Below are 20,705 nucleotides of genomic sequence, written 5' to 3' on the forward strand. Positions count from 1 at the left end.
CGTTCCGCAAGGGCGTGCACGGCTGCGAGCAGCATCAGTCGCTGGAGCAGCATTTCGACAAGGTTTGGCTCGAGGCGTGATCGCGGGTCTTTCCTTCTCCCCTTGTGGGAGAAGGTGGATTGGCGCGCAGCGCCAAGACGGAAGAGGGGTGCTGGATGGAGTGCGGCGGTGCCAAGCTGGAACACCCCTCATCCNGCCGCTNCGCGGCCACCTTCTCCCACAAGGGGAGAAGGCAGAGCCACGCCACGCCTTGAAACCTCCCGTCCAAGCCGCACCGTCTCCCGCACCAACAAATCCAGGTCGTCGCGCCGGGTGCGGTGGTTGTTGATCGCTGCCCTGAGGCAATGCTGGCCGTGCACCGTCGTATCCGAGAGGACGGCGATGCCGTCTTCCTGCAGCCGCAGCATGATCTCGGTGTTGAGTTCCTTCTGCCGCTCTCCCGTCAGCCCGTCGCCACGGTAGCGAAAACAGACGATGTTGATGTTCGGCGGCGCGACAAGTTCCAGCAGCGGTTCGGCCGCGATCAGGGCGCCGAGATAATGTCCTTGCGCGATGTTCTGGTCGATCAGGCGGCCGAATTTCTCGATACCGTGCTGCTTCAGCGCCATCCACACTTTCAGCGCCCTGAAACCGCGTGACGTCTGCAGGCCAAAATCATGCAGCCACTGCCCCGAGGCGAGGCCGCGCGGCGTCGATTCGAGATATTCCGGCGTCACCGCGAACGTGCTGCGATGGGCAGAGGCATCCCTGATCAGCACGCAGCCGACCTCGAACGGAGCGTGCAGCCATTTGTGCGGATCGAGCGCGATCGAGTGGGCGTGCTCGATGCCGGCAACGCGATGGGAATTTTCCGGCGCGATGGCGATCAGCGCGCCGATGCAGCCGTCGACATGGAACCAGAGGTCTTCCTGCGCCGCCAGCCTTGCCAGCGCCTGCAGATCGTCGATCGCGCCGGTGTTCACGGTGCCTGCCGTGCCGATCACGCAGGCCGGCCGAAAACCCGCCTGGCGGTCCTCGGCGATCGCCGCCCGCAACGCGTCGATGTCGATCCGCAATCCGGCGTCGGTCGGGATGCGGCGCAGCGCCTGGTTGCCGAGGCCGAGCGCCTCCATCGCCTTGCGGTGGCAGGAGTGAAGCTGGTCCGAGCCATAGAAACGCAGCGGCTTGTCGATGGCGGCAACGCCATGCTCGCGCACGTCGATGCCTGCCCTGGCGTTGCGGGCCACGGTCAGGCCGATGATGTTGGCCATCGAGCCGCCGCTGACCAGCGTGCCGCTGGCCGATTGCGGAAAGCCCATCATCTGCTTGCACCAGTCGACGACCTGGCTGTCCATCAGCGCGGCGGCATGGTTGCCGCCGCCGAGGTTGGAGCCCTGCACCGCCGCCAGGAAATCACCGAGCGCCCCGGTGAAATTGCTCGATCCCATATACCAGGACCAGAAGCGCGGATGGACGTTGCCCATCGGGTAGGCCATCACGTTGCGGGCGACCTCGCCATAGACCTGGGCAAGCGGTTGAGGCGATTGCGGCAAGGGCGCCGCGAAAAATTCTCTCACCTCCGCCGGCATGTCCTGCCACACCGGGCGTTCCCTGACATCGCGCAGATAGTCGACGGCGTCGTCGACGATCCGGTGCGACAGCGCCTGCACATCGGCCCAGTCGACCGGATCGAGCGTTTCTTCGGCAACCATATCGGCAGTGCCGGCGGCTTTCAGCATGGCGTCCATCCCCGTTGCTCCCGATGCGCAATTATGCGGCCGGGAACTGGCAGCCCGGCGTTGAGCGCGACAGCGCGATCTCCTCGGCGTCCATCTCGGCTTCGATGCCGTCGAACAGCGGAGTCGTCATGTAGCGTTCGCCGGTGTCGGGAAGCATGCACAGGATCACCGAGCCGGGTGCGGCTTTTTCGGCGATCTGGTGCGCCACCGCAAAACTGGCTCCGCCGGAAATGCCGGTGAAAATCCCTTCCTTTTGCGCCAGCGCCTTGGCCCATTTGATGCCCTCGGGCCCGGCAATCGGCACCACCTCGTCATAGAGGCTGGCGTCGACCGCCTCCTGCAGCACGTTGGGAATGAAGTCCGGCGTCCAGCCCTGGATCGGGTGCGGCTCGAACGCCGGATGGCTGGCGGCGGGTGCGCCGTCGGCGCCGCGCTGCTGCGCCTTGCCGCTGCCGATCAGCTGGGCATTGGCGGGTTCGGCCAGCACGATCCGGGTTTCGGGACGCTCGCGGCGCAGCACGCGCCCGACACCGACGACGGTGCCGCCGGTCCCGTAGCCGGTGACGAAGCAGTCGAGCCGCGATCCGGCGAAGTCGTTGATGATCTCGCGCGCCGTCGTCGCCTCGTGAATGGCGGCATTGGCCTTGGTCTCGAACTGGCGGGCCAGGAACCAGCCATTGGCCTCGGCGAGTTCCACCGCCTTGTTGTACATGCCAAAACCCTTCTGGGCGCGCGGCGTCAGCACCACCTTGGCGCCCAGCATGCGCATCAGCTTGCGGCGCTCGATGGAGAAACTGTCGGCCATCGTCACCACCAGCGGGTAGCCCTTCTGTGCGCAGACCATGGCCAGGCCGATGCCGGTGTTGCCGCTGGTTGCCTCGACGACGGTCTGGCCCGGTTTCAGGGCGCCGCTGCGCTCGCCCTCTTCGATGATGTTGAGCGCCAGCCGGTCCTTCACCGATGCCGCCGGATTGAAGAACTCGGCCTTCACATAGATCGTCACATGATCGGGGCCGAGATTGTTGATCCTGATCACCGGCGTGTCGCCGACCGTGTCGATAATGCTGTCGAACAGGCGGCCGCGCCCGGCCGTGGTCCTGATTTTCCGTTGCTGCAACATGTCTGCTCTCCCCTTATTGTTGTCGTCACGAGGTGTCGTCGTCACGAGCCGGTTACAAACCGGCGGCTTGGGCGGCGAGGTTTCGAGACCTTGCCGCAGTACGGTTCCGGTGCCGCCAACGCGGCCCGGAACGGTGGCAATGCCGGCAACCGGCGCGGAAAATTCGTTGCCGGATGCACTCGATCGCTTTCGATGGTAAAGCAAAGGACAACTGGCCAGCGTGGGAGCAAGCGTGGAAACGCACGTGGAATCCGCTCGATCGAGCCTGGACGGCGCAGCGGCCGGGCTGTCCGTGCGGCTGCTCGGGCCGCTGACGGTCATCCGCGACGGCGCCACCGTGCAACTGCCGGCATCGCGCAAGCTGCGCGCGCTCTTCACCTATCTAGCGCTCGCGCCGCATGCCGTCGGCCGCAGCCGTCTGTGCGAGCTTTTGTGGGATGTGCCGAACGATCCGCGCGGCGAGCTTCGCTGGTGCCTCAGCAAGCTCAGGGGCATTTTTGACGAACCGGATCGCCACAGGATCGAAACATCAGGCGACACGGTCGCGCTCGATCTGAAGGGCATTTCCGTCGACGCCGTCGATGTCGCCTCGGCTGCCGCCAGCGGCATCGAGACGCTCGATCTTGAGCGGCTGCAGGCCCTGTCCAGACTATTCGTCGGCGACTTCCTCGACGGGCTGGAGATCGACCGCAGCCCGCATTTCAACAGCTGGCTTATCGCGCAACGCCGCCGCTTCAGCTCGTGGCACGCCGCCATTCTGGAACAGCTGGTCAGCAAGCTGCCGGCGGATGCCGACGAAATGTCCGCGCATCTGGAGACATGGCTGGAACTCAATCCGTTCGACGAGCGCGCGCACGTGGCTCTTCTGACAAGCCTGGCGCGACGCGGGCAGATCGCCGCCTGCGAGGACCATCTTGCCTCGGCGGCGCAGCTGTTTGCTTCGGAGGATCTGGATTTCGGACGCGTTCGTGAGGCATGGCGGTCGATCCGCAGCGAACGAACTGCCGCGACGCTCCGGGCGCAGCCGGCGCTGTTGCCGGCAGCCGCGCAAGCGTCAATTGTGCTTCCCCATGCCGATACTGCTACGTCGAAGGCCTCGCTCGCGGTGATGCCGTTTGTCGAAGAAGCCGGGATCGGCGGCCCTCGCGGCGGCCCCTCTCGCGGTGGATTGGCCGACGGCCTGACCCACGACATCATCACCCGTTTGGCCAAGCTCAGGGATTTCTTCGTCATCGCCCGCGGCTCGGTCTTTGCGCTGGCCGAAAAGAACATCGCGCCGGAAGATGCCGGCCGGCGGCTCAACGTCGACTACGTCGCCACCGGGACGGTGCGCAGCCAGGCTGGCCGTGTCGCGGTCAGCGTCGAACTTGTCGAGGTGCGCACGGCCAGGATCGTCTGGGCCGAGACCTTCGAACGCAGGCCCGACGACATCTTTGCCGTCCTCGACGACATCGGCGACAGCATCGTCTCGTCGATCTCGGCCGAGATCGAGATGGTCGAGCGCAACCGCGCCATGCTGAAAGCCCCCAGCTCGCTGAATGCCTGGGAGGCTTACCATCGCGGCCTCTGGCACATGTATCGCTTCACCCGCACGGAAAACGAGCAGGCCCGGCATTTCTTCGACATGGCCCTGAAGCTCGATCCGACCTTCGCCCGCGCCTACGCCGGCCTGTCCTTCACCCATTGGCAGAACGCCTTTCAGCGCTGGGGAGACCGCGACCAGGAAAGCGCGCTCGCCTTCGAGACCGCCGGCCAAAGTCTTCTGGTCGACGATCACAATCCGGCCGCGCACTGGGCCATGGGCCGGGCGCTGTGGTTGCGCGGCGAGCAGGACGGCTCGCTCATCGAGCTGGAACGGGCCGTCGATCTCAGCCCCAACTTTGCGCTCGGCCACTACGCGCTTTCGTTTGTCCACTCGCAGTCGGGTGATCCGAACGCGGCGATCGGTGCATCCGATCACTCGCGCCATCTAAGTCCGTTCGATCCGCTGCTGTTCGGCATGCTCGGCGCCAGGGCGATGGCGCATGTCCGCCTCGGGCAGTTCGACGAGGCCGCCGAATGGGCGCTGAAGGCCGCCGCCCGTCCCAACGCGCATGCCATCATCCTGGCGATCGCGGCGCACTGCCTTGCGCTGGCGGGGCGGCTTGACGAGGCCCGCACTTTCGCGGCCGCCATCCGCAAGACGCTGCCGAACTACTGTGCCGACGATTTCATCGGCACCTTCCGCTTCGAGCCGGACGCCGCAGCCCTGTTCCGGCATGGCGCCAGGCGCATCGGCTTGGGGTGATCACGCGGCCCTGGCTCGGCCTAGGTAGCGTTTGGTCCTGCTCCGCTGGAGCACTGCAGCAAGGCAACGGCATGGATCCTAGGGTCTGCGCCGCGTCGCTTCGCTCCTTGCTTCGCCCTAGGATGACGAAGTCGTGGTGGTTTATGCCAATCGCCAGCGTTGGAGATTTGTCTGCCCGACCGGCCGGCAGCGAAGGTCCACAGCACTTTCAGCGGCGAATCTCAGTGGCAATCGCAAACCTCCAGGATTAGCCGAAACACCCCTCCCTTCGTCATCCCAGGGCGGAGCAGAAGCGAAGCGACGTCGCGGAGACCCTGGGATCCATGCCGTACATCAGCCGAGGAATGCAACGGCCCAGAACGGCGCTTGAATCCGCAACGATGCCAGCTACCCTTCGACCCTCCCTTCGTCATCCCGGGGCGAAGCAATGAGCTTCGCCACTGACGGGAACGCTCGCTGCCGATCGCCGATCTGTCAAAATCAAAGTATCGACGAACAGGAAAACCGCGCTTCTCTCAGCTGGCTTGCCGCAATTATATGCCGAGCATCGACTTGGCTTGGTTGAGCGCAGCCTCCGACCCTGCATGATCGCCGGCGGCGTGCAATTTCTCGCCTTGGGCGCGCAGTTCCTTGACTTTGTTCATGTCGGCCTCGGCCAGCGTCGCGGTCGGCAACGCCGCGTCGATCGCGGCCACGATGGTCGGGCATGAATTTGCAAAGGCTGCCGCAGGAACGACCGCCAGGAAAACCGCGAGCGAAATTGATCGTAACATGGACGTTTCTCCCTTGCCGGAACGCGCAATTTCGCCGACCGGCGCAGGAATGGTACAGCGAATGCCCGAACCTGCCAATCGCGATGATGCCGCTGGGTTGAGACACGCTGCCGTCGGCCGGGCTTTTTCTCCTAGTGTCTGAACCTCGCCGCGGCTGGTCGCCACCAATCGTCACGTCCGAAGCCGACGCCACGTTCGCGGCAATCGTCAGATCGCCGCAAAATCCTTCGACCAGAGCGGATCAGGTGGGCTGAACGGATTTGACATTGCCTTCGGTATCGACAAGGCAGCTTGTCTTCTTGCCGCTGGCATCGAGTTCGACCCGATAGGTTGTGGAATCGATCTTGCTCGACGAAACCGGAAGTATTTTGCTGCTGTCGGCACCGCTCGCCTTGGCGGCTGCGTCGGCGCAAAGCAGCTGAAGGTCGGCCGGGGCCGTCTCGACCTGGGTCCTGGACATCTGGTCCTGAGGCGGCGGCGGCGGCGTGCTGACGCAAGCGCTCAAGGCCCCGGCCAGGAATCCAATTGCTGTTGCCCGGATCGAAGTTCTCACTGCCGGTTTTGCCGACATTGCTTGTCCTTCTCCGAATGCCGCTTCACACACCCCGGCTTCACACACCCCGGCTTCAAACACCCTTGTAAAGTGCCGCCCCCTGCATGAGAACGATGACCTTGGCCCCAACCTTGACGCGTGATGCCAGGTCGGTGATGTCGTCGTTCCGCATCCGGATGCAGCCTGATGACACGTCGAGCCCGATCGTCCACGGCTCCGGTGTGCCGTGTATCCGGTAGATCGTGTCCTGGTCGCGCTCATACAGATAGAGCGCCCTGGCGCCGAGCGGGTTGTCGGGCCCTCCCGGCATGCCTCCCGCATGTTTGACAGCATTCGGATCGCGAGCGACCATTTCGGCCGGCGGCGTCCAGGTCGGCCATTCCGCCATGCGGCCGACGCGCACGATTCCGGCCCATCCAAAGCCTTCCCGGCCGACGCCAATCCCGTAGCGCATGGCGCGCTGACCCGGCTGCACAAGGTAGAGAAAATGCTGGTTGCCGTCGATGATGATCGTACCGGGCGCTTCCGCGGTGCGGAACTTAACCATCTGCGGGCGAAACGCCTCTGGCACTTGATTATGCGCGGCATAGTATTTGCGCGCCTTGGCGCGGTCATAGTCCACCCATTTGCGGGTTTTCGGATCGAAAACCTGGGTTCCGGCAGCCAGCGCCGCCACCGCGACAAGACCGAGCGCTACCGCGACAATTGCCGTCAGGGAGCGCCGCTGGAGAGCGGTGCGTCCCGCGATCGTCAGCTTTCCGGTCATGGATTTGCCCACCCTTGCACCCGAGCGCCCTGCGCGGCGACCCATTGTTTGGCGTACTCGTAAGGATCCTGGCGTTCCACCTGGAGCGCATAACTCATCTTGGTGGCGTCCTCGGGCTTGAGGGCGACCCGTTCCAGGAACGCGACCACCTCAGGATATTTCTTGCGCAGCGAGGTGGCGTAAGCGATGTGGAAATGTGCCGTATCCCATGACACCGGCGCGCTGGACTTCGAGACCCAGAGCGGGTCCTCGGAAGGCAGCACGATCTTCCACTTTGCCGGGTCAAAAGGCGGCTCGGCAAGCCGGACAATTTCGTGCAGTTCAAACACGTGATGCGGCGCATAGCAGGCAAACACCATCGGATGAGCCGTGGCAACCGCGGCATCGACAGCCGCCATTCCGACATCCTCCGGCGTCTCCAGCAACGTCATTGTCTCGGCATAGCCATAGCTGTTGGCGCGGACACGCTCGATCGCCGTCGAGGACCAACCCTCGGCGCCAATCCAGAGTTCTCCGCGTCCGTCCCGATCCGTGTCCAACGCGGCGGTTTTGCGCGGGTCGGTGAGATCCGAAAACTCGCGGATGCCAAATTTGTCGGCAGTTTCGCGGGTGGCGCATATGCCCTGCCATGCCGGCACACCGATGGGACTGATGGCTACCGTGCCGGCGCCGTCGACATACTTCTTCACCAGATTGTCCAGGTTGGGCAGCCAGATTTCGGGATGAATATCCACCTCGCCCGAATCGAGGCCGGCAAAGGCAATGAGCGTCCCCATCTCGCGCACATCGGCATCGAGCCCGAAATGGTGCTTCAGGCTGACCTTGAGGATGTTTGCCGTCGCCTGGCCCGACGGCCAGTTCGGCATTGCAATGACGAGATCAGCCGCGTGGACCGGGACCGCCAGCATCGTCAATGCCGCCAGCGATATCTTCCGCAGGCACTGCCGCAATCGGTTGTGCATTTCTTTCCCCTCGCTTCGGCGCCGAAAAGAAACCGGGACGGGAACAATCTGTCACGGCAAGCACCGGGTTGTGACAGCAGCCCAATGGTCTGACGGCAACTGCTGAAGGTGCAGCAGTGCATTCGCCAAGGAGAGCGCCGTCACATGCCGCCCCTGCACGCTACTCGATGACATTCCGTATGGGAAGACGCTCAAACACGGTCGCCGCGCGCCAACCTTAGAGATGTCCGCAGGCATGCGCCTTTCGAACCAGGGGGCGTGTCAGGACGCCTGGTTGGGTGAGGTCATTCGCAAGGCGACAGCTTTGTGTAGCAGCCGATGACCCGGAAACCTATGGTTTCCAGGAAATCAAGAGCTTACAAAGGGATTGGTGCCCAGAAGAGGACTCACACCTCTAAATTTGGTGGCACCATAACCTGCTGATTTTGCTAATCAACTTAGCCACAGTCAATGACTCGACTATCACAGATTCTGTTACAGGCAAAGCGTTGGCATGTCGAATGGCCGAATAGAACGATTACTCTTCAAAACCGGTCGATTCAGACTTGAACTTGAGCTGCTCGAGATTCAAGAACCGGCGTTCAATATCTCCACACTTCGATGCCCTACCCTGAGGTAGTGCCGAGGCTGTTGGTTGCAACATCCAACTCTAGGCACTTTGTGCTCAGCGATGAACGAGAAATAACATGCCGGATACTCCGGCGACCATCGGCTTGCGCCGGCCTGCGCAATCTCATTTTTGTGCCTGGGGGACCCTGAAAAATTCATCGCTGAATTTTCGATATAGTAACTCTTCTGAGGCGCCCGTTGAGTAGCCGCCCGCCCCTTGACCGGATTATTTCCCGAGCGGCTGGATAGGCCGAGCGCCGCAAGTGCATTCCCCGCATGAATGAGGTCGGCGAATTTTGCCCCGTGGATTATTCGGAAACGGGGTTATCAGGCCCCTGTTTCCATAACGCAATTTCCGCTCCGCCTTTGTGTCGCGCTCAACTCGCTTTCAGACGACGGGCCTTCGCGACAAAAAGCGCGATCCGGCTTCAGCCGATGTCAGGCCGACCTCCTGGCTGCCAACAACCGCCAGCTTTTCTTTCGTCGAAGCAGCCATTCTTTCTTCGCCTGTTTTCCGATGCTGTGTGTCCGGGCAGCAACGTTTGCCGTATTCGGCGATCTGCTGCAACGGAGTATTTGACAGTTCGATGAATGAACCGTCATAAAGCCGTTCGAAGAGGGGGCGCTTCAGAACTGCGATGCGGGGGCCGGTAAGTTTTTCGCTGTTGTTGACGGCGCTCGTCGGCATCCAGCCGGCGGCGGCCGATGTCGTGCCGCGCAACCAGCCGGCGGCCGGGTCGGTCATTGCCCGCAAATCGGGCGAGGAAGTGCGCTTCCTAGAATTCGCCTCTTGGCAGGTGGTCGATCTCAGGCAGGACGTCGTCCCCGGCGACTATCTGCGCACCAACGCCACCGGCAGCCTAGCAGTGCTGTTTGCCGACCGCACCCAGATGCGGCTTGGCCGCAATACGACGCTCCTGGTCAAAAAGATCGGCGCGGCGTCCGACACCGAGTTCAAGCTGGAGAGCGGCACCATCTGGGCGCGAGCAGAGCGAGGCGGCGAAGGGCTGACCATCGACACGCCCGCCGCCGCCGCCGCCATCCGCGGCACCGACTGGACGATGACCGTCGACGGCAACGGCCGCACCTCGCTGATCGTGCTGGAAGGCACGGTAGAACTCGCCAACGAATTCGGCTCGGTCAGCGTCGCCGAAGGCGAAGCCGCGGCGGCCACCATCGGCTCGGCGCCGACGAAGGTCGTCATCGTCGATTCGGACGACCGCGAGCAGATGCTGTTCTACTACTCCTTGCGCGACGCTTTCACCGTCCTGCCAGCATCGGCATTGTCGAGCCTGGACATGCGCAAGGCGCGCGCCAGGATTAAGGCGATGGAGCCGTCGTCCCGATCCGCCGAGGACTGGGTGACATTGGCCGAGGTTAATCTTGACTTTGAAGGGCGGGAAGCGGCGCGCGACGCGGCCAGGCAGGCGCGACAATTCCCGCTGACGCGCGCGCAGGAAGCCCGGCTCGATCTGATCGACGCGTTGATCGCCGGCGCCGAACAGCGCTATGCCGAGGCGGCGCATCTGTTTGAACGCGCGGCGCCGCATCTCGATCCCAGCCGGCGTGTCATGGCGCGCTATGGCGGCTATTATGCGCGCTCGCTGGCTGACCCCAGCCATATCGAAGCTCCGCCGGTTAATGCGGATGCCGGCGTCGCCGCGGCCATCGCCGAGGCTCTGACGGCCGGATTTCTGGTCGACCTCAAAGCTGCAATTGCCGTTCTCGAAAGAGCCGAACGGCGCTATCCCGGTGATCCGACGCTGCCCGCCCTCAGGGCACAAATTGCGTTCCTGCTCGACGACCGGGAACAGGTGGAAGCGGCAATCGATCGCGCTTTGTCGCTCGACCCGGATAATATGATCGCGCTCCAAGCACGCGCCGGTTATCGGGCCGGAATCAAGAGCGATCTTGAAGGCGCGCTTGCCGACCTCGAGCGCGCGGTGGAGCTGGCGCCCGGCTCGGCGAGCTGGAACGCTCTCGGCCTCGTTCAGAGCGCGCGCGGCGCCACTCGCGAGGCGGAGGCGGCGCTGAAGCGCGCTATCGAACTCGAACCGAAAGATCCTGTCCCCCACGCCAACCTCGCCATCATCTATCTCGAGCAGGACCGCACGGCCGAAGCGAAGGCCGAAATCGACACGGCGCTCGCAGTCGATCCGGCGTTCGACATCGGGCTGGTTGCGCGCGGCCGCTACTATCTGCAGACCGGCGAACTGGACAAAGCGCGTGACGACCTGCTCGCCGGCACGACCGCCAATCCGGCCTATTCCAATGGATTGCTGCTGCTTGCCGTCGCCTATTACGAAGCCGGCGAGCTGGAACCCGCCGAACAGGCTATCGAAAACGCCGATCGCCTTGATCCGAACGATCCGGTGATTTCATCCTTCCGCACGGCGGTCGCAATCGACGAGTACGAAGCCGACAAGGCGATCGCCAGCGCACAGGAAGCGCTGAAGCGCACCAGAGCGCGCGGCGGCGACTATGCCGCGCTCAGCGCCAATCGCGACACCGGCTCGACGTTGAACGACGCGTTCCGGCTACTCAACCTCAACGCCTGGGGCCGCTACTACGGCGACGCGGTTTTCGATCCCTTCACCGGCTCCGGCTATGTCGACCAGGCGCTTGCCGGTAGCTTAAATCCCTTCGTCAACAATCTGCGTTTCGGCGACGTGCCGACGGAACCGGGCACTAATACAACCAGCTTCTCATCGTTTTTCCAAGGCTTGATGCTCGACCCGCAAATGCTGGCCGGCCGCCAGAGGAGCGCCAACATCCTCCGGCGACCTTTCATCGAAACCACCGTCGGCGGGGGTTTTGTCGCCGATGACGGCGATCTGGGTTGGAACAGCGAAATCGAAACCCAAGGGTATCAAGCAGCTCCCTTTCCCTGGAGCTTCTACGGCAGGATCAACGGTTTGGAGACCGACACGCGTCGCGGCGATGATCCAGCGACCGGCCAGTTCGATCTCGAGGACCGGTCGATCGCCGGCACAGGCTACATGGCCATGAAGCCGACGCCGAATGACCGGGTGGTGGCGTATATCGATGTCAAGGATTTCGAGTTCGACCTAAGCACAGTGCTGGACCCTACCGTTCTGCCGCTAGGAGGAACGTATGCCGACACCGGCGACACCCGAACCGGCAACGCCGGGGTCGCCTGGAGCCATACATTTGGTTACCAGAACGTTGCCAGCGCGGCGCTGTTTGCGACCGACATTACGGATCGAAGCAACAGAACCCGCTTGGAGGAAATCGGCTTCGGGGAAACAGGATTCATTCTGGAGAGTGAGACCAGCCAGCAATCCTATCTCGCCGCATTCAATCACATCTACGGAACCGGTGACTTGACTCTCCGATACGGAGGTGAGGGCGGACTATTGGAAGTCTCAAAAGACGAAACGTTTTCTTTCGTGTTTCCTTTTATCCCGGACACAATCATATCCGAATCCACTACGGCAGTCGATGTCGCCATTGGGCGCGTCTATTTCGACGCCGTCTACGAGTTCAACCCCAATCTCAAAGTGGAGGGAGCCCTATTCGGCACTTATCTCGACGGTGGCACGATTGATGAACAACGCCTGGAGCCTCGCCTCGGTGTCGCCTGGACGCCTTTCGAAGGCCACTACCTACGCGCCGGGTTCCTGCGCGAAGGCTCGTTCATAACGTCGGCGACCTTGGCGCCGGTCGGAATACTCGGCCTGCAATCCAATCAGAATTCTCTAGCTGTCGACGGCTTTTCGGACACGTTTGCCGCGCGCTGGGACGCCGAGTGGAACAGCCGCCTTTTTACGGCCGTCGATTACCAGCATCAGGAATTCGAGAAACTTTCGATCGGCGTTCCGGCTGCCGCCACCACAATCGATCTCAGCGAGGGCCGGCTCGACCGGATCAGCGCCACGGCCAACGTCTGGATCGGCAACGGCTTCGGCGCGTTCGCGACCTTTGCCTACGCCGATTCAGAGAACGAAGATCCGACAAGTCCAGGCTTCGGCGGCCCGCTGCCCTTTGTCCCCGAAACGTCCGCGCGGTTTGGCCTGACCTGGGTTCACCCGTCCAACATCAAGGTCACGCTGGCCGAAACCTATGTCGGCTCACGCACCGGCGATGCGGCGGGGACTGAGCTCGAATCCTACTGGTCGACGGATGCCTTCCTGACCTGGGAACCTTTCGACAAACGATTTGAGCTCGAAATTGCCGCGTACAATCTGTTCGACGAGGATTTTCAGGTCGCATCGTTCACCCCCGGCTGGGGCCGCAGCATCGTCGGTTCGCTGAAGGTCCGGTTCTGATGTTTGCAGGCGGGCCGTGGTGGAAGGGCCTTGGCGCTTCCGCGCCCGGAACCCCCTCCCGCCGCAACGGCATTCTTGCGATCGCGGTCCTCGCCGTGCTGCTGGTTGCTGGTCTGTCCCTGCTCACGCCATGGAAGCTCGTCGAGGCGCGCGCTTTCGATTATCTCTCGACCATTTCGCCGCCGCCCCCGCCCAATGACGGGCCGGTCATTGTCGCCATCGACGAGCCCTCGCTTGCCGAGATCGGCCTGCAATGGCCATGGCCGCGCGATCTTCACGGGCGGCTCGTCGAGGCTCTGCGCCGCGCTGGAGCGAAAGCCGTCGGGCTCGACATCATCTTTGCCGAGCCGTCGACGCCGGCCGCGGACGAAGCGTTGGTCAAGAGCCTTGGCCCGGACGTGGTTCTGGCCGGCGACGAGACGTTCATCGAGACCGAGCAGGCCGCCCAGCATGTCCGGGTCGAGCCGCTGGCCATTTTCACCGCGACGGGCGCCGCAACCGGCATCGCCTCAATCGCGCCCGACGGCGACGGCATCCTGCGGCGCGTGCCGGGCTATGGCGACGGCTTTGCGGCAGAGCTTCTGAACGCCGCCGGCCGGCCGGCCACTGTACCGCGAAACGCGCTGCTGCAGGCCTTCGGCCCGTCTCGCACATATCCGACCGTCTCCTACTATCAGGCGCTCGATCCCGACAGTTTCCTGCCGGAGAATTTTTTCCGCGGCCGCATCGTCATGGTCGGGCTCAGCCTGCAGAACGCGCCGACGCTGTCGCAAGGCGGCGCCGACGTCCACGCCTCGCCGTTCACCATCCGCACCGGCAGGCTCGTTTCCGGCGTCGAGATCCAGGCGACGGTCTTCGACAATCTGGCGCATCAGCTGTTCATCGCGCGCCCCCCGGCATGGGCGGCAATTCTCTCGATCCTGCTTGGCGCGGGCATTGGCGTTCTTGCCGTCTGGAAGTCGACCGGATGGAAGACCCTGGCCGGCGCTGTGGTTGCCGTGCTGGCGCCCCTCGCCGGCAGCTATATGGCGCTGCGCTACGGCCGTGTCTTCGTCGCGCCGCTGGCGCCAGCGCTTGCCTTTACTCTTGTCGCAAGCGCGCAGGCGGCGCGCGATTTCGCGGCGGAGCGGAAGCTTAGACGCGGCATAACGCGCGCCTTCTCGCAATATCTGTCGCCGGCCCTGGTGGAACGCCTGGCGCGCGACCCGACGCAGCTTCGCCTTGGCGGCGAGGTCCGCACGCTGACCATTCTCTTTTGCGACATTCGCGGCTTCACCACCATCGCGGAGGCGATGAAGGGCGATCCCGAGCGGCTGACAACGCTGATCAACCGGCTGCTGACGCCGCTTTCCGACGTCGTGATGGCGCATGGCGGCACCATCGACAAATATATCGGCGACTGCCTGATGGCGTTCTGGAACGCGCCGCTGGACGATCCAGACCACGCCATCCATGCGGTGGAGGCCAGTCTCGAAATGCTCGCCGCGCTAGATCGGCTGAACGCGCAATTGCAGGCGGAGGTCGAAACGCGCGGCGAAACGCCGATTGCGCTGCGCATCGGCATCGGCGTCAACACTGGGCAATGCGTCGTCGGCAATGTCGGATCGGAGCAGCGCTTCGACTATTCGGCGCTCGGCGACGCGGTCAATCTGGCATCGCGGCTGGAGGGCGCCTCGAAGGATCTCGGCGTTCCGCTGGTGATCGGCCGGGCGACCGCCGAACTGGTGTCAGACAGGATTCCGCTGACCCCGCTGCGCGAGATCACCGTAAAGGGGCGCGGCGAGTCTACCATGGTGTATGCCCCCGCGGCGGTAAGCGCACCGGTTTCGACAGCCGCAAGTTAGGCGGTTGTCCGTTCGCGTTCGAACAGGATTGGCGGCGACCCCTTGTAGCTCGTTCTGGTTATCTCGCGATAACCGAGGCGATCCTTGCGATTTTCGAAGAACACGCCGCAACCGCCTCGTTGCGAGCAAGTCGAGATCCTATCGGACTGAACCGGAATGTGCCCGCCGCCCTGCAAGTCGATAGCGGATGTCCATGACGTAATGGGCGGCTTCATCCGTAGCTTCCAAACCGCCAGAGCTTGAGGTGAGGTCAGTCTCAAATGTGAAGATTCGCCCCCGTGCAAACGGCAAATTTTCTCACCGATGCTCGGCCAAGCCCTGTCTGTTCTTGCTCGATGCAGCGGCTGAGCGGCTCCGAGAACATGCCTACGAGAGAAGCCCGGATCGAGTCTTCGTCTTTAATCTTCGGCGCCCCGACGGAAGCACACAGACCGTGCGCGCAGCAAGGTCACGCCGCCCGCACTCCCTTGATCCATTCTGCGATCATCTGGTGCTGGACCTTCGCCTGTTCGTACTCCCGGTAGAAATTCAGCAGGTCACGCCACGGGCCGGAGATACGCTCAAATCCCGAGACGAACGCAACGACGGTGCCAATTGTCGTCTGTCCCTGGATCACCAGGTAGCCGCCCACAATGAGGGCCACTAGCGGCCCCATCGCGTTAGCGACGTTCAGCAACGTCTTAAGACCGAATTTGAGAAAATAGAACCGGATACGGTTGCGAAAGATTGCGCCAACGGTGCGAAACTCTATGCCGGCCGTCTTGGAATTGCTCTCGGACTGGACGATGGTTTCATCGCCGAGACGGCGCACAAGGCCGACTTGGCGCTCGACCAGCGTGTTGAGGTCTTCTTGCATGTAGAGCGCCAGCAAAACTTGCGGGATGAGGAAGACGGTGCTGACGAGCGCGATCACCGGCTGCATGTAAAGCATGTAAGCCGCGACCACGACCAGGAGCGTCAGATTGACCACGAATTCCGATATGCTCGTCCCGACGAACCCACCAACATTGTCGATTTCCCGGCCGATAACGTTGACAGTTTGCCCGCTCGCCTCGTTTCCCGGTGATTGGTCGGATGCGACGATGATCAATTGGTCGCGCGCCGCCTTCACGGCGCTTTCGCCTACCCAACCCTGATAAAAAAGAAGCGCGTATTTCAGCGCACCCTGAATCAGGACGACCGCGAGATAGATAGCGCCCAAAAAGAGAAGCGCGTTAATTTCCCCGCTCGCAATCGCTTCATCCACAATCCGCCTCTGAAGATCGATGGGCGCGAAGTTGAGCAGGGCCACCGCGACAGCGATCAAGCCAACATAGAACTGGTGGGTGCCGCTGGCGCGCCACACAAACCCGGCGAGCGTTTCGTTGGGCCGAACGGCCTCGGTCGACGCGGCCTTGAACGGTATGATCCGTCGTAAAACTGTGGCAAACATTCCATTCATTCGAAAGACCTTCCGCAGTCCGTCAATCGCGGCCTTCGGCGGCGCACGGCAACTGGTCGCCGTCTCGACCGCGTCGGCTCCCAGTATCCGGAACCAGTTGGGATCGGGCTTCCGGAACCGCGCGAAAGGTATCGGGCAGCTTCCGAACAATATTAGATAACGGCGGTTTTCCTGCCAGGTCGAGCGCACTTTTAGCTCGCGACCCCCTGCTCGAATCCCAGACGTACACCCCGCCATGCACAGGTAGGCGCAAGTTGATGCAGTTGTGCCCAATGAGGCCCTGCGGCGTCTTCGGCACTGGCCTCTTCTCGAAGTAGGAGGGTGCGCCGATCACCGCCATCCGCATATCTGGCCCGATCCGAACGGCGATCATGCCTCTGGCCACTTGCTCGCCGCTGCGTACACCTGCGTCATATTGCTGGGCCACGATGTTCGGAGCGCGGGCGTTTTATTTGGCCCTCTGCGGCTGACGGCACGGTGGTGGTCACCCCCGCTCAGCTCGGCTGTCTGCTCGAAGGCATCGACTGGCGGATGCCGCAAAAACCTGGCGTCCGAGCTCGGCGGGATGAGCAAAATCGTTGGCATGGAGGAGCGATATGATTCCATCGCGCCATGACCGATGCGGCCGATCAGCTTCCTGATGATCTTGTCAGTACGCACGCGATGATCCTCGCGGAGCGTGCCGCCCGCCGCCAGGCGCAAGCTTTCGCTGCCCGCGCGCAAGCCGTGAACTCGCACTCGGATGCGTTAATCGCGCGACTGCGACTTGAGATCGAGAAGCTGAAGCGCGACATCCATGGCAGTCGCTCGGAGCGCAAAGCGGCGCCTCGACCAGGTGGAGTTGCAGCTCGAAGAGCTGGAAGCCGACGCCAGCGGCGGCGGAGATGGCGGCGCGGTTGTAGACTGTCCGGGCCTTCGAGCGCAAGCGCCCAACGCGCAAGCCTTCCCCGAGCCCCTGCCGCGTAAGCGCGTCGTCATCGCCGCCCAGGAACTGCCTGTGCTGCGGTTCAGCCAAGCTGGCGAAGCTTGGCGAGGATGTCACCGAGACGTTGCCGCTGTTGCCCAGCAAGCCGCGACCCGTGCCACGTGTCGATGATCGGCGGTGGATGATGCTGCGGATCCTATCGGTCTCTACGGCAACGAATACGACGCATACGCAAACAGGGCCTACGTCATGCTGATGGACAAAGGCGCCACCGCGAGCGAGATCGCGGGCTATCTCTTCACTGTAGCCACTGACCACATGGGACTAACCGACTGCGGACGGCTAGCTGAGAGAAGCGATCAGGTCGCCAAGCTACTCTTCAGTCTCCGACCTGAGTTCAATACCCACTGATACAGCGATTCGAGGCTGCCGGAGTGCAGCGCGGCCTGAAGCAGGCCGTGAAACGATCGCACTCGCGAATTAACGCTGCCCGGCGGTTGGCGAAGTTTGCTCCTAGGACCGTACTTGTTGAACCGGTGCTGATCCAGATTTGCGAGCAGCGCATCGATTTGCCGCCCATCCAGCGCCTCGAAGGCTGTGCATATATCGATTCCGCACGGCCTTCAGGATTTCGCGGGCGCGCTTCGCATTTTCATTCCGGTCATGCATCAGCGTAGTTTCCGATTATGGCGGCAGTCGCTTTGGTCAGCAGCATAATCGGTTTACCGCAGAGATTGCGAGGCCGAAAAGCCAATCCGGGCGGCCTTGGCCGGATGGCTACGTTCCACATGGGCGGAACCGCATCGTTCAACATCCGTTGCCACTGACCGTGTGCCAAGGAGGACGCAACAGATGGCGGTCAAGAGGACGAGCGACACGAGCCGAGTTAAGAAGGGTGCAGAACTTGAAGTTGAGCACCTGGCGGAGGTGACAGACGTGACGCCAAAACAGGCGCGAGCATTGCTTCGCAAGCACGGCGCAGACTGGCAGAGGCTGAAGGACGAAGCTGAAGATTTGAAGAAAGACGACTAGTCGGGTTTTCGATCTCCGGCCGGCGCGATTCAGGAGTAGCCTCGCCTGACTAGGGACCTACTTGCGCACAAGCCAGTCCCCAGCGCATCTGAATCGACACGCTCAAGGTCGGTCATCTCACTCACGGGCACCGGCACTACCGAAGAACAGGCCCGAGAGCTTATCTTGTTCCTCGGGCTCCAATGGCATCGACGCTCCGGCAAGCAAAGTCCCTAGCCGCCAAGCGGTAGGCGGCTTTGTCAGATATAGCCGCCTGGTGAGCCAAGGCGTCTCGCCCGCCGTGCCAGAAGGGCGCCGCGGGCTTTTTTTGTTGTCCGAGATGTCCTGAATCGTATTATTTGCGCAGAATGTTTTAGCCGGAGGGGGTGGTATGCCGATTGATCGAAAGGCTAAAGAATTTGGCATCTTCAGTGCATCCGAAGTAGCTGCGCTGGGCCGTGTGTTCGACCGACTCAAGAGGGAGGGCGACTCCGAACATCTACGTGAGGCTCTCGCGTCCCAGATCCTTGCAAATTATACGGCAGGTATCACTGACGAGGACGAACTTGTCTCAGCGTCGAAATTGCCGTTGGGTCGTTAGTCGCAACCCAAATAGGTCCTGCTTTCACCGCCTTTTTTCGACCTTCGCTGGAACATAGGTTCAAGCCGGAAGTTCGGGGCGTGCAGCATGGTCTTGGTCCCTCTCAAGATTTGCTGCTGGTCGGGTGATGCGCCGATCAGCCCGCGCCCTCCCTCCGTGAGGCGCGGGCTTCTCCGTTAAGGGAACCGAAACGATCAAGGCTCTTCGGACGTCCAGCCTCTGGCGCTGAGCAACGCGGCCTAGGCCGGCTAGATCAGAGCACCATTGCCCCGACGAACGTTCATGCAACCCCCGCCATGTCTTCGCGTTTATCCACTTCAATTCTGGAGAGCGACAAAGATGCCGGCGTTTATTCCGATTACAATCTACCTGAATGGCAGATCGATGCTGGTTGCGTCGATCGCTGATGCTGAGACGGCGCTTCAGCAACCATGGCCATTCATGGACAAGCCATGCCGACTTGAAGCAATTCGAATCATCGAGGAATGCCTGGCCGGACACTGCACCCAACAAGCCGCGTTCGATGCCTTCAAGGCGGCCGCAAGCGAACAGGGGCTTCTTAAGCGAAAGCCTCCAAGCGTAGGCCTCAGGAAATTCGACGGGGTTGCCGAAGACCTGCTGTGAGGTGACGCCGCCTCGAGGGCGGCCTTGGTCAGCCGGATTGCGGACCACCCGCCAAATCGAGGAATTGCGGGTGGTCCTTTATCAGCGCAGGAAGGGACTTAGCTGCGCAGATTCGTCGCTCCATCCAATCGTCAAGTCCGGTCGGTCCTAGATAACGATCCCTAGCTAACGATTATTCCAATCGCCAGGAATGTGATCGAAATTGCGAAGACCGGAGCGAGTAACCAGCGGGCTTGGTGGACACTATTTTCCATGGGCTCCTTCCCGTGAACTTGCAGGGATCAACGACTATGCGCAGCGGCGGTTCCGGGTGGCGCTATGTCCGGCCTATTACGCCAAAACAGGCGAGACTAGGTCCTGTCGCGCATCAGACCAAAGTCCCTCAAGGGGAACAAATGAAGCTGCCTGAGGTTGGATACCTGGCGCTAAGGCGATCCCGTTCAGCGCATCAGCCCTCACGAAGGAGTCAGTTATGAGAATGCATCTTTCCACTGCAGCCGCGGGACTTCTGCTGCTGGCCGGTATCGGCGCCGCTGCCGCTCAGGACGTAGTTATCGAGCCTGAACAGGAGACGGTCATCAGGGAATACGTCAAAAAGCAGCCACTCGCATCCGTGAAAATCCCTGGAGTGGAGCTCAATATCGGCTCAACCTTGCCCGAGACTGTCGAACTTCATGAAGTCCCCAACACCAAATACCGCACCGTGGTGGTCGACAACAGGACCGTTGTGGTTGACCCGGGCACGCGCAAGATCATCAAAGTCATCGAATGAGCTAAGCGACTGGGAGGACAACCCGCCGTGCCGAAAGGTGCGGCGGGAAGTCGAGCGACGAGGAATGTGATCACCATGTCGAACCGTGAGATTGGAGCGTAGCGGGCGCTGCGAATACGCGTGGCTGACCTCGCTGAGAGGATGCGCGGCGCCCGGATTACCGAGAACGACCTGAAGACCTTTCGAAAGGTCGCAGCAGTCCTGGAGGACGGCAAGGGCAGAATCGATGCCGACGATTTGATTGCCGCATCCTTCGTCGTCGATCCGCCGGACTGACAAGAAGTGCTGCAATGTCCCTGTCTCCCAGCCTATTCTCTGTTGGCCTGACTTTCCAATGCCCGCAGTGCAACTTCACCGTCATCAAGAACGGCAGCTGGTTTCAGGTCGTTTCCCATTACAAGTGCGAGGGA

At 62.2% G+C, this 20,705-nt stretch carries 17 protein-coding genes and 2 pseudogenes; 9 read left to right on the top strand and 10 right to left on the bottom strand.

Features of this window, described 5'->3' with window-relative positions; translation table 11 throughout:
* From M727_RS42765 to M727_RS0127575, 3 genes are all read right to left on the bottom strand, one after another.
* Window positions 1-185: hypothetical protein (locus M727_RS42765; RefSeq protein ID WP_210163969.1), on the bottom strand; the 185-nt coding region annotated here is incomplete at its 3' end.
* A gap of 3 nt (window positions 186-188) precedes the next feature.
* On the bottom strand, window positions 189-1,727 hold the full coding sequence (locus M727_RS0127570) for an aspartate aminotransferase family protein (RefSeq protein WP_084646915.1): 1,539 nt from the start codon (window positions 1,725-1,727) through the stop codon (window positions 189-191).
* 22 nt (window positions 1,728-1,749) lie between these two features.
* Window positions 1,750-2,838, bottom strand: a complete 1,089-nt coding sequence (locus M727_RS0127575) for a pyridoxal-phosphate dependent enzyme (RefSeq protein ID WP_027155335.1) — start codon at window positions 2,836-2,838, stop codon at window positions 1,750-1,752.
* Window positions 2,839-3,070: 232 nt separating this feature from the next.
* On the opposite strand from M727_RS0127575, the gene M727_RS0127580 reads away from it, so the two are divergent.
* The gene (locus M727_RS0127580) at window positions 3,071-5,125 is read left to right on the top strand and encodes a BTAD domain-containing putative transcriptional regulator (protein WP_245269022.1); all 2,055 of its coding nucleotides are present in this window, start codon (window positions 3,071-3,073) and stop codon (window positions 5,123-5,125) included.
* Between the two features lie 533 nt (window positions 5,126-5,658).
* On the opposite strand, the gene M727_RS0127585 is transcribed toward M727_RS0127580, so the two are convergent.
* The 5 genes from M727_RS0127585 to M727_RS0127605 all read right to left on the bottom strand — a co-directional run bounded on the left by M727_RS0127585 (window position 5,659) and on the right by M727_RS0127605 (window position 9,533).
* Window positions 5,659-5,898, bottom strand: a complete 240-nt coding sequence (locus M727_RS0127585) for a hypothetical protein (RefSeq protein ID WP_027155337.1) — start codon at window positions 5,896-5,898, stop codon at window positions 5,659-5,661.
* A gap of 241 nt (window positions 5,899-6,139) precedes the next feature.
* A complete protein-coding gene (locus M727_RS37695) occupies window positions 6,140-6,358 on the bottom strand; it encodes a hypothetical protein (protein ID WP_036263676.1) in 219 nt (72 codons plus the stop codon).
* Between the two features lie 166 nt (window positions 6,359-6,524).
* Window positions 6,525-7,217, bottom strand: a complete 693-nt coding sequence (locus tag M727_RS0127595; RefSeq protein ID WP_027155339.1) for a L,D-transpeptidase — start codon at window positions 7,215-7,217, stop codon at window positions 6,525-6,527.
* Complete coding sequence (locus M727_RS0127600; protein WP_036263678.1) at window positions 7,214-8,179, bottom strand: glycine betaine ABC transporter substrate-binding protein; 966 nt, start codon at window positions 8,177-8,179, stop codon at window positions 7,214-7,216. The genes M727_RS0127595 and M727_RS0127600 overlap by 4 nt, the downstream gene beginning before the upstream one ends.
* A gap of 997 nt (window positions 8,180-9,176) precedes the next feature.
* Window positions 9,177-9,533 carry a hypothetical protein gene (locus M727_RS0127605; RefSeq protein ID WP_198032709.1) on the bottom strand — a complete coding sequence of 119 codons (357 nt, stop codon included), beginning with the start codon at window positions 9,531-9,533 and terminating at the stop codon, window positions 9,177-9,179.
* On the opposite strand from M727_RS0127605, the gene M727_RS0127610 reads away from it, so the two are divergent.
* Both M727_RS0127610 and M727_RS0127615 read left to right on the top strand, forming a co-directional pair.
* Entirely contained in the window at window positions 9,499-13,077 is a 3,579-nt protein-coding gene (locus M727_RS0127610) for a tetratricopeptide repeat protein (protein ID WP_280944180.1), read from the top strand. The genes M727_RS0127605 and M727_RS0127610 overlap by 35 nt on opposite strands.
* Window positions 13,077-14,921 (top strand): CHASE2 domain-containing protein, encoded by a 1,845-nt coding sequence (locus M727_RS0127615; RefSeq protein WP_027155343.1) that lies wholly within the window; start codon window positions 13,077-13,079, stop codon window positions 14,919-14,921. The genes M727_RS0127610 and M727_RS0127615 overlap by 1 nt, the downstream gene beginning before the upstream one ends.
* Window positions 14,922-15,369: 448 nt before the next feature.
* On the opposite strand, the gene M727_RS0127625 is transcribed toward M727_RS0127615, so the two are convergent.
* Together M727_RS0127625 and M727_RS43270 are read right to left on the bottom strand one after the other, a co-directional pair.
* The gene (locus tag M727_RS0127625) at window positions 15,370-16,551 is read right to left on the bottom strand and encodes an ABC transporter ATP-binding protein (RefSeq protein ID WP_051505770.1); all 1,182 of its coding nucleotides are present in this window, start codon (window positions 16,549-16,551) and stop codon (window positions 15,370-15,372) included.
* A 25-nt stretch (window positions 16,552-16,576) separates the two neighbouring features.
* A pseudogene (locus tag M727_RS43270) lies at window positions 16,577-16,795 on the bottom strand (LysR family transcriptional regulator); the annotation flags it as partial.
* Window positions 16,796-16,842: 47 nt separating this feature from the next.
* Between M727_RS43270 and M727_RS44040 the strand changes: the two are divergent.
* From M727_RS44040 to M727_RS37705, 6 genes and pseudogenes are all read left to right on the top strand, one after another.
* Window positions 16,843-16,962, top strand: coding sequence for a hypothetical protein (locus M727_RS44040; protein WP_348627185.1), 120 nt, complete (start codon window positions 16,843-16,845; stop codon window positions 16,960-16,962).
* A 12-nt stretch (window positions 16,963-16,974) separates the two neighbouring features.
* Window positions 16,975-17,426: pseudogene (locus M727_RS43280) on the top strand (transposase); the annotation flags it as partial.
* Window positions 17,427-18,139: 713 nt separating this feature from the next.
* Window positions 18,140-18,319 (top strand): DUF3606 domain-containing protein, encoded by a 180-nt coding sequence (locus tag M727_RS0127650; protein WP_027155348.1) that lies wholly within the window; start codon window positions 18,140-18,142, stop codon window positions 18,317-18,319.
* 919 nt (window positions 18,320-19,238) lie between these two features.
* A complete protein-coding gene (locus tag M727_RS37700) occupies window positions 19,239-19,523 on the top strand; it encodes a DUF982 domain-containing protein (protein ID WP_198032707.1) in 285 nt (94 codons plus the stop codon).
* Window positions 19,524-19,995: 472 nt separating this feature from the next.
* Window positions 19,996-20,295: a DUF1236 domain-containing protein gene (locus tag M727_RS0127665; protein ID WP_027155350.1), complete on the top strand. Its 300-nt coding sequence runs from the start codon at window positions 19,996-19,998 to the stop codon at window positions 20,293-20,295.
* 120 nt (window positions 20,296-20,415) lie between these two features.
* A complete protein-coding gene (locus M727_RS37705) occupies window positions 20,416-20,571 on the top strand; it encodes a hypothetical protein (RefSeq protein ID WP_245269023.1) in 156 nt (51 codons plus the stop codon).
* The last annotated feature ends 134 nt before the right edge of the window (window positions 20,572-20,705 follow it).

It is taken from the genome of Mesorhizobium sp. WSM2561 (assembly GCF_000513915.1).
In the GTDB taxonomy this organism is placed as follows: Bacteria; Pseudomonadota; Alphaproteobacteria; order Rhizobiales; family Rhizobiaceae; genus Mesorhizobium; species Mesorhizobium muleiense.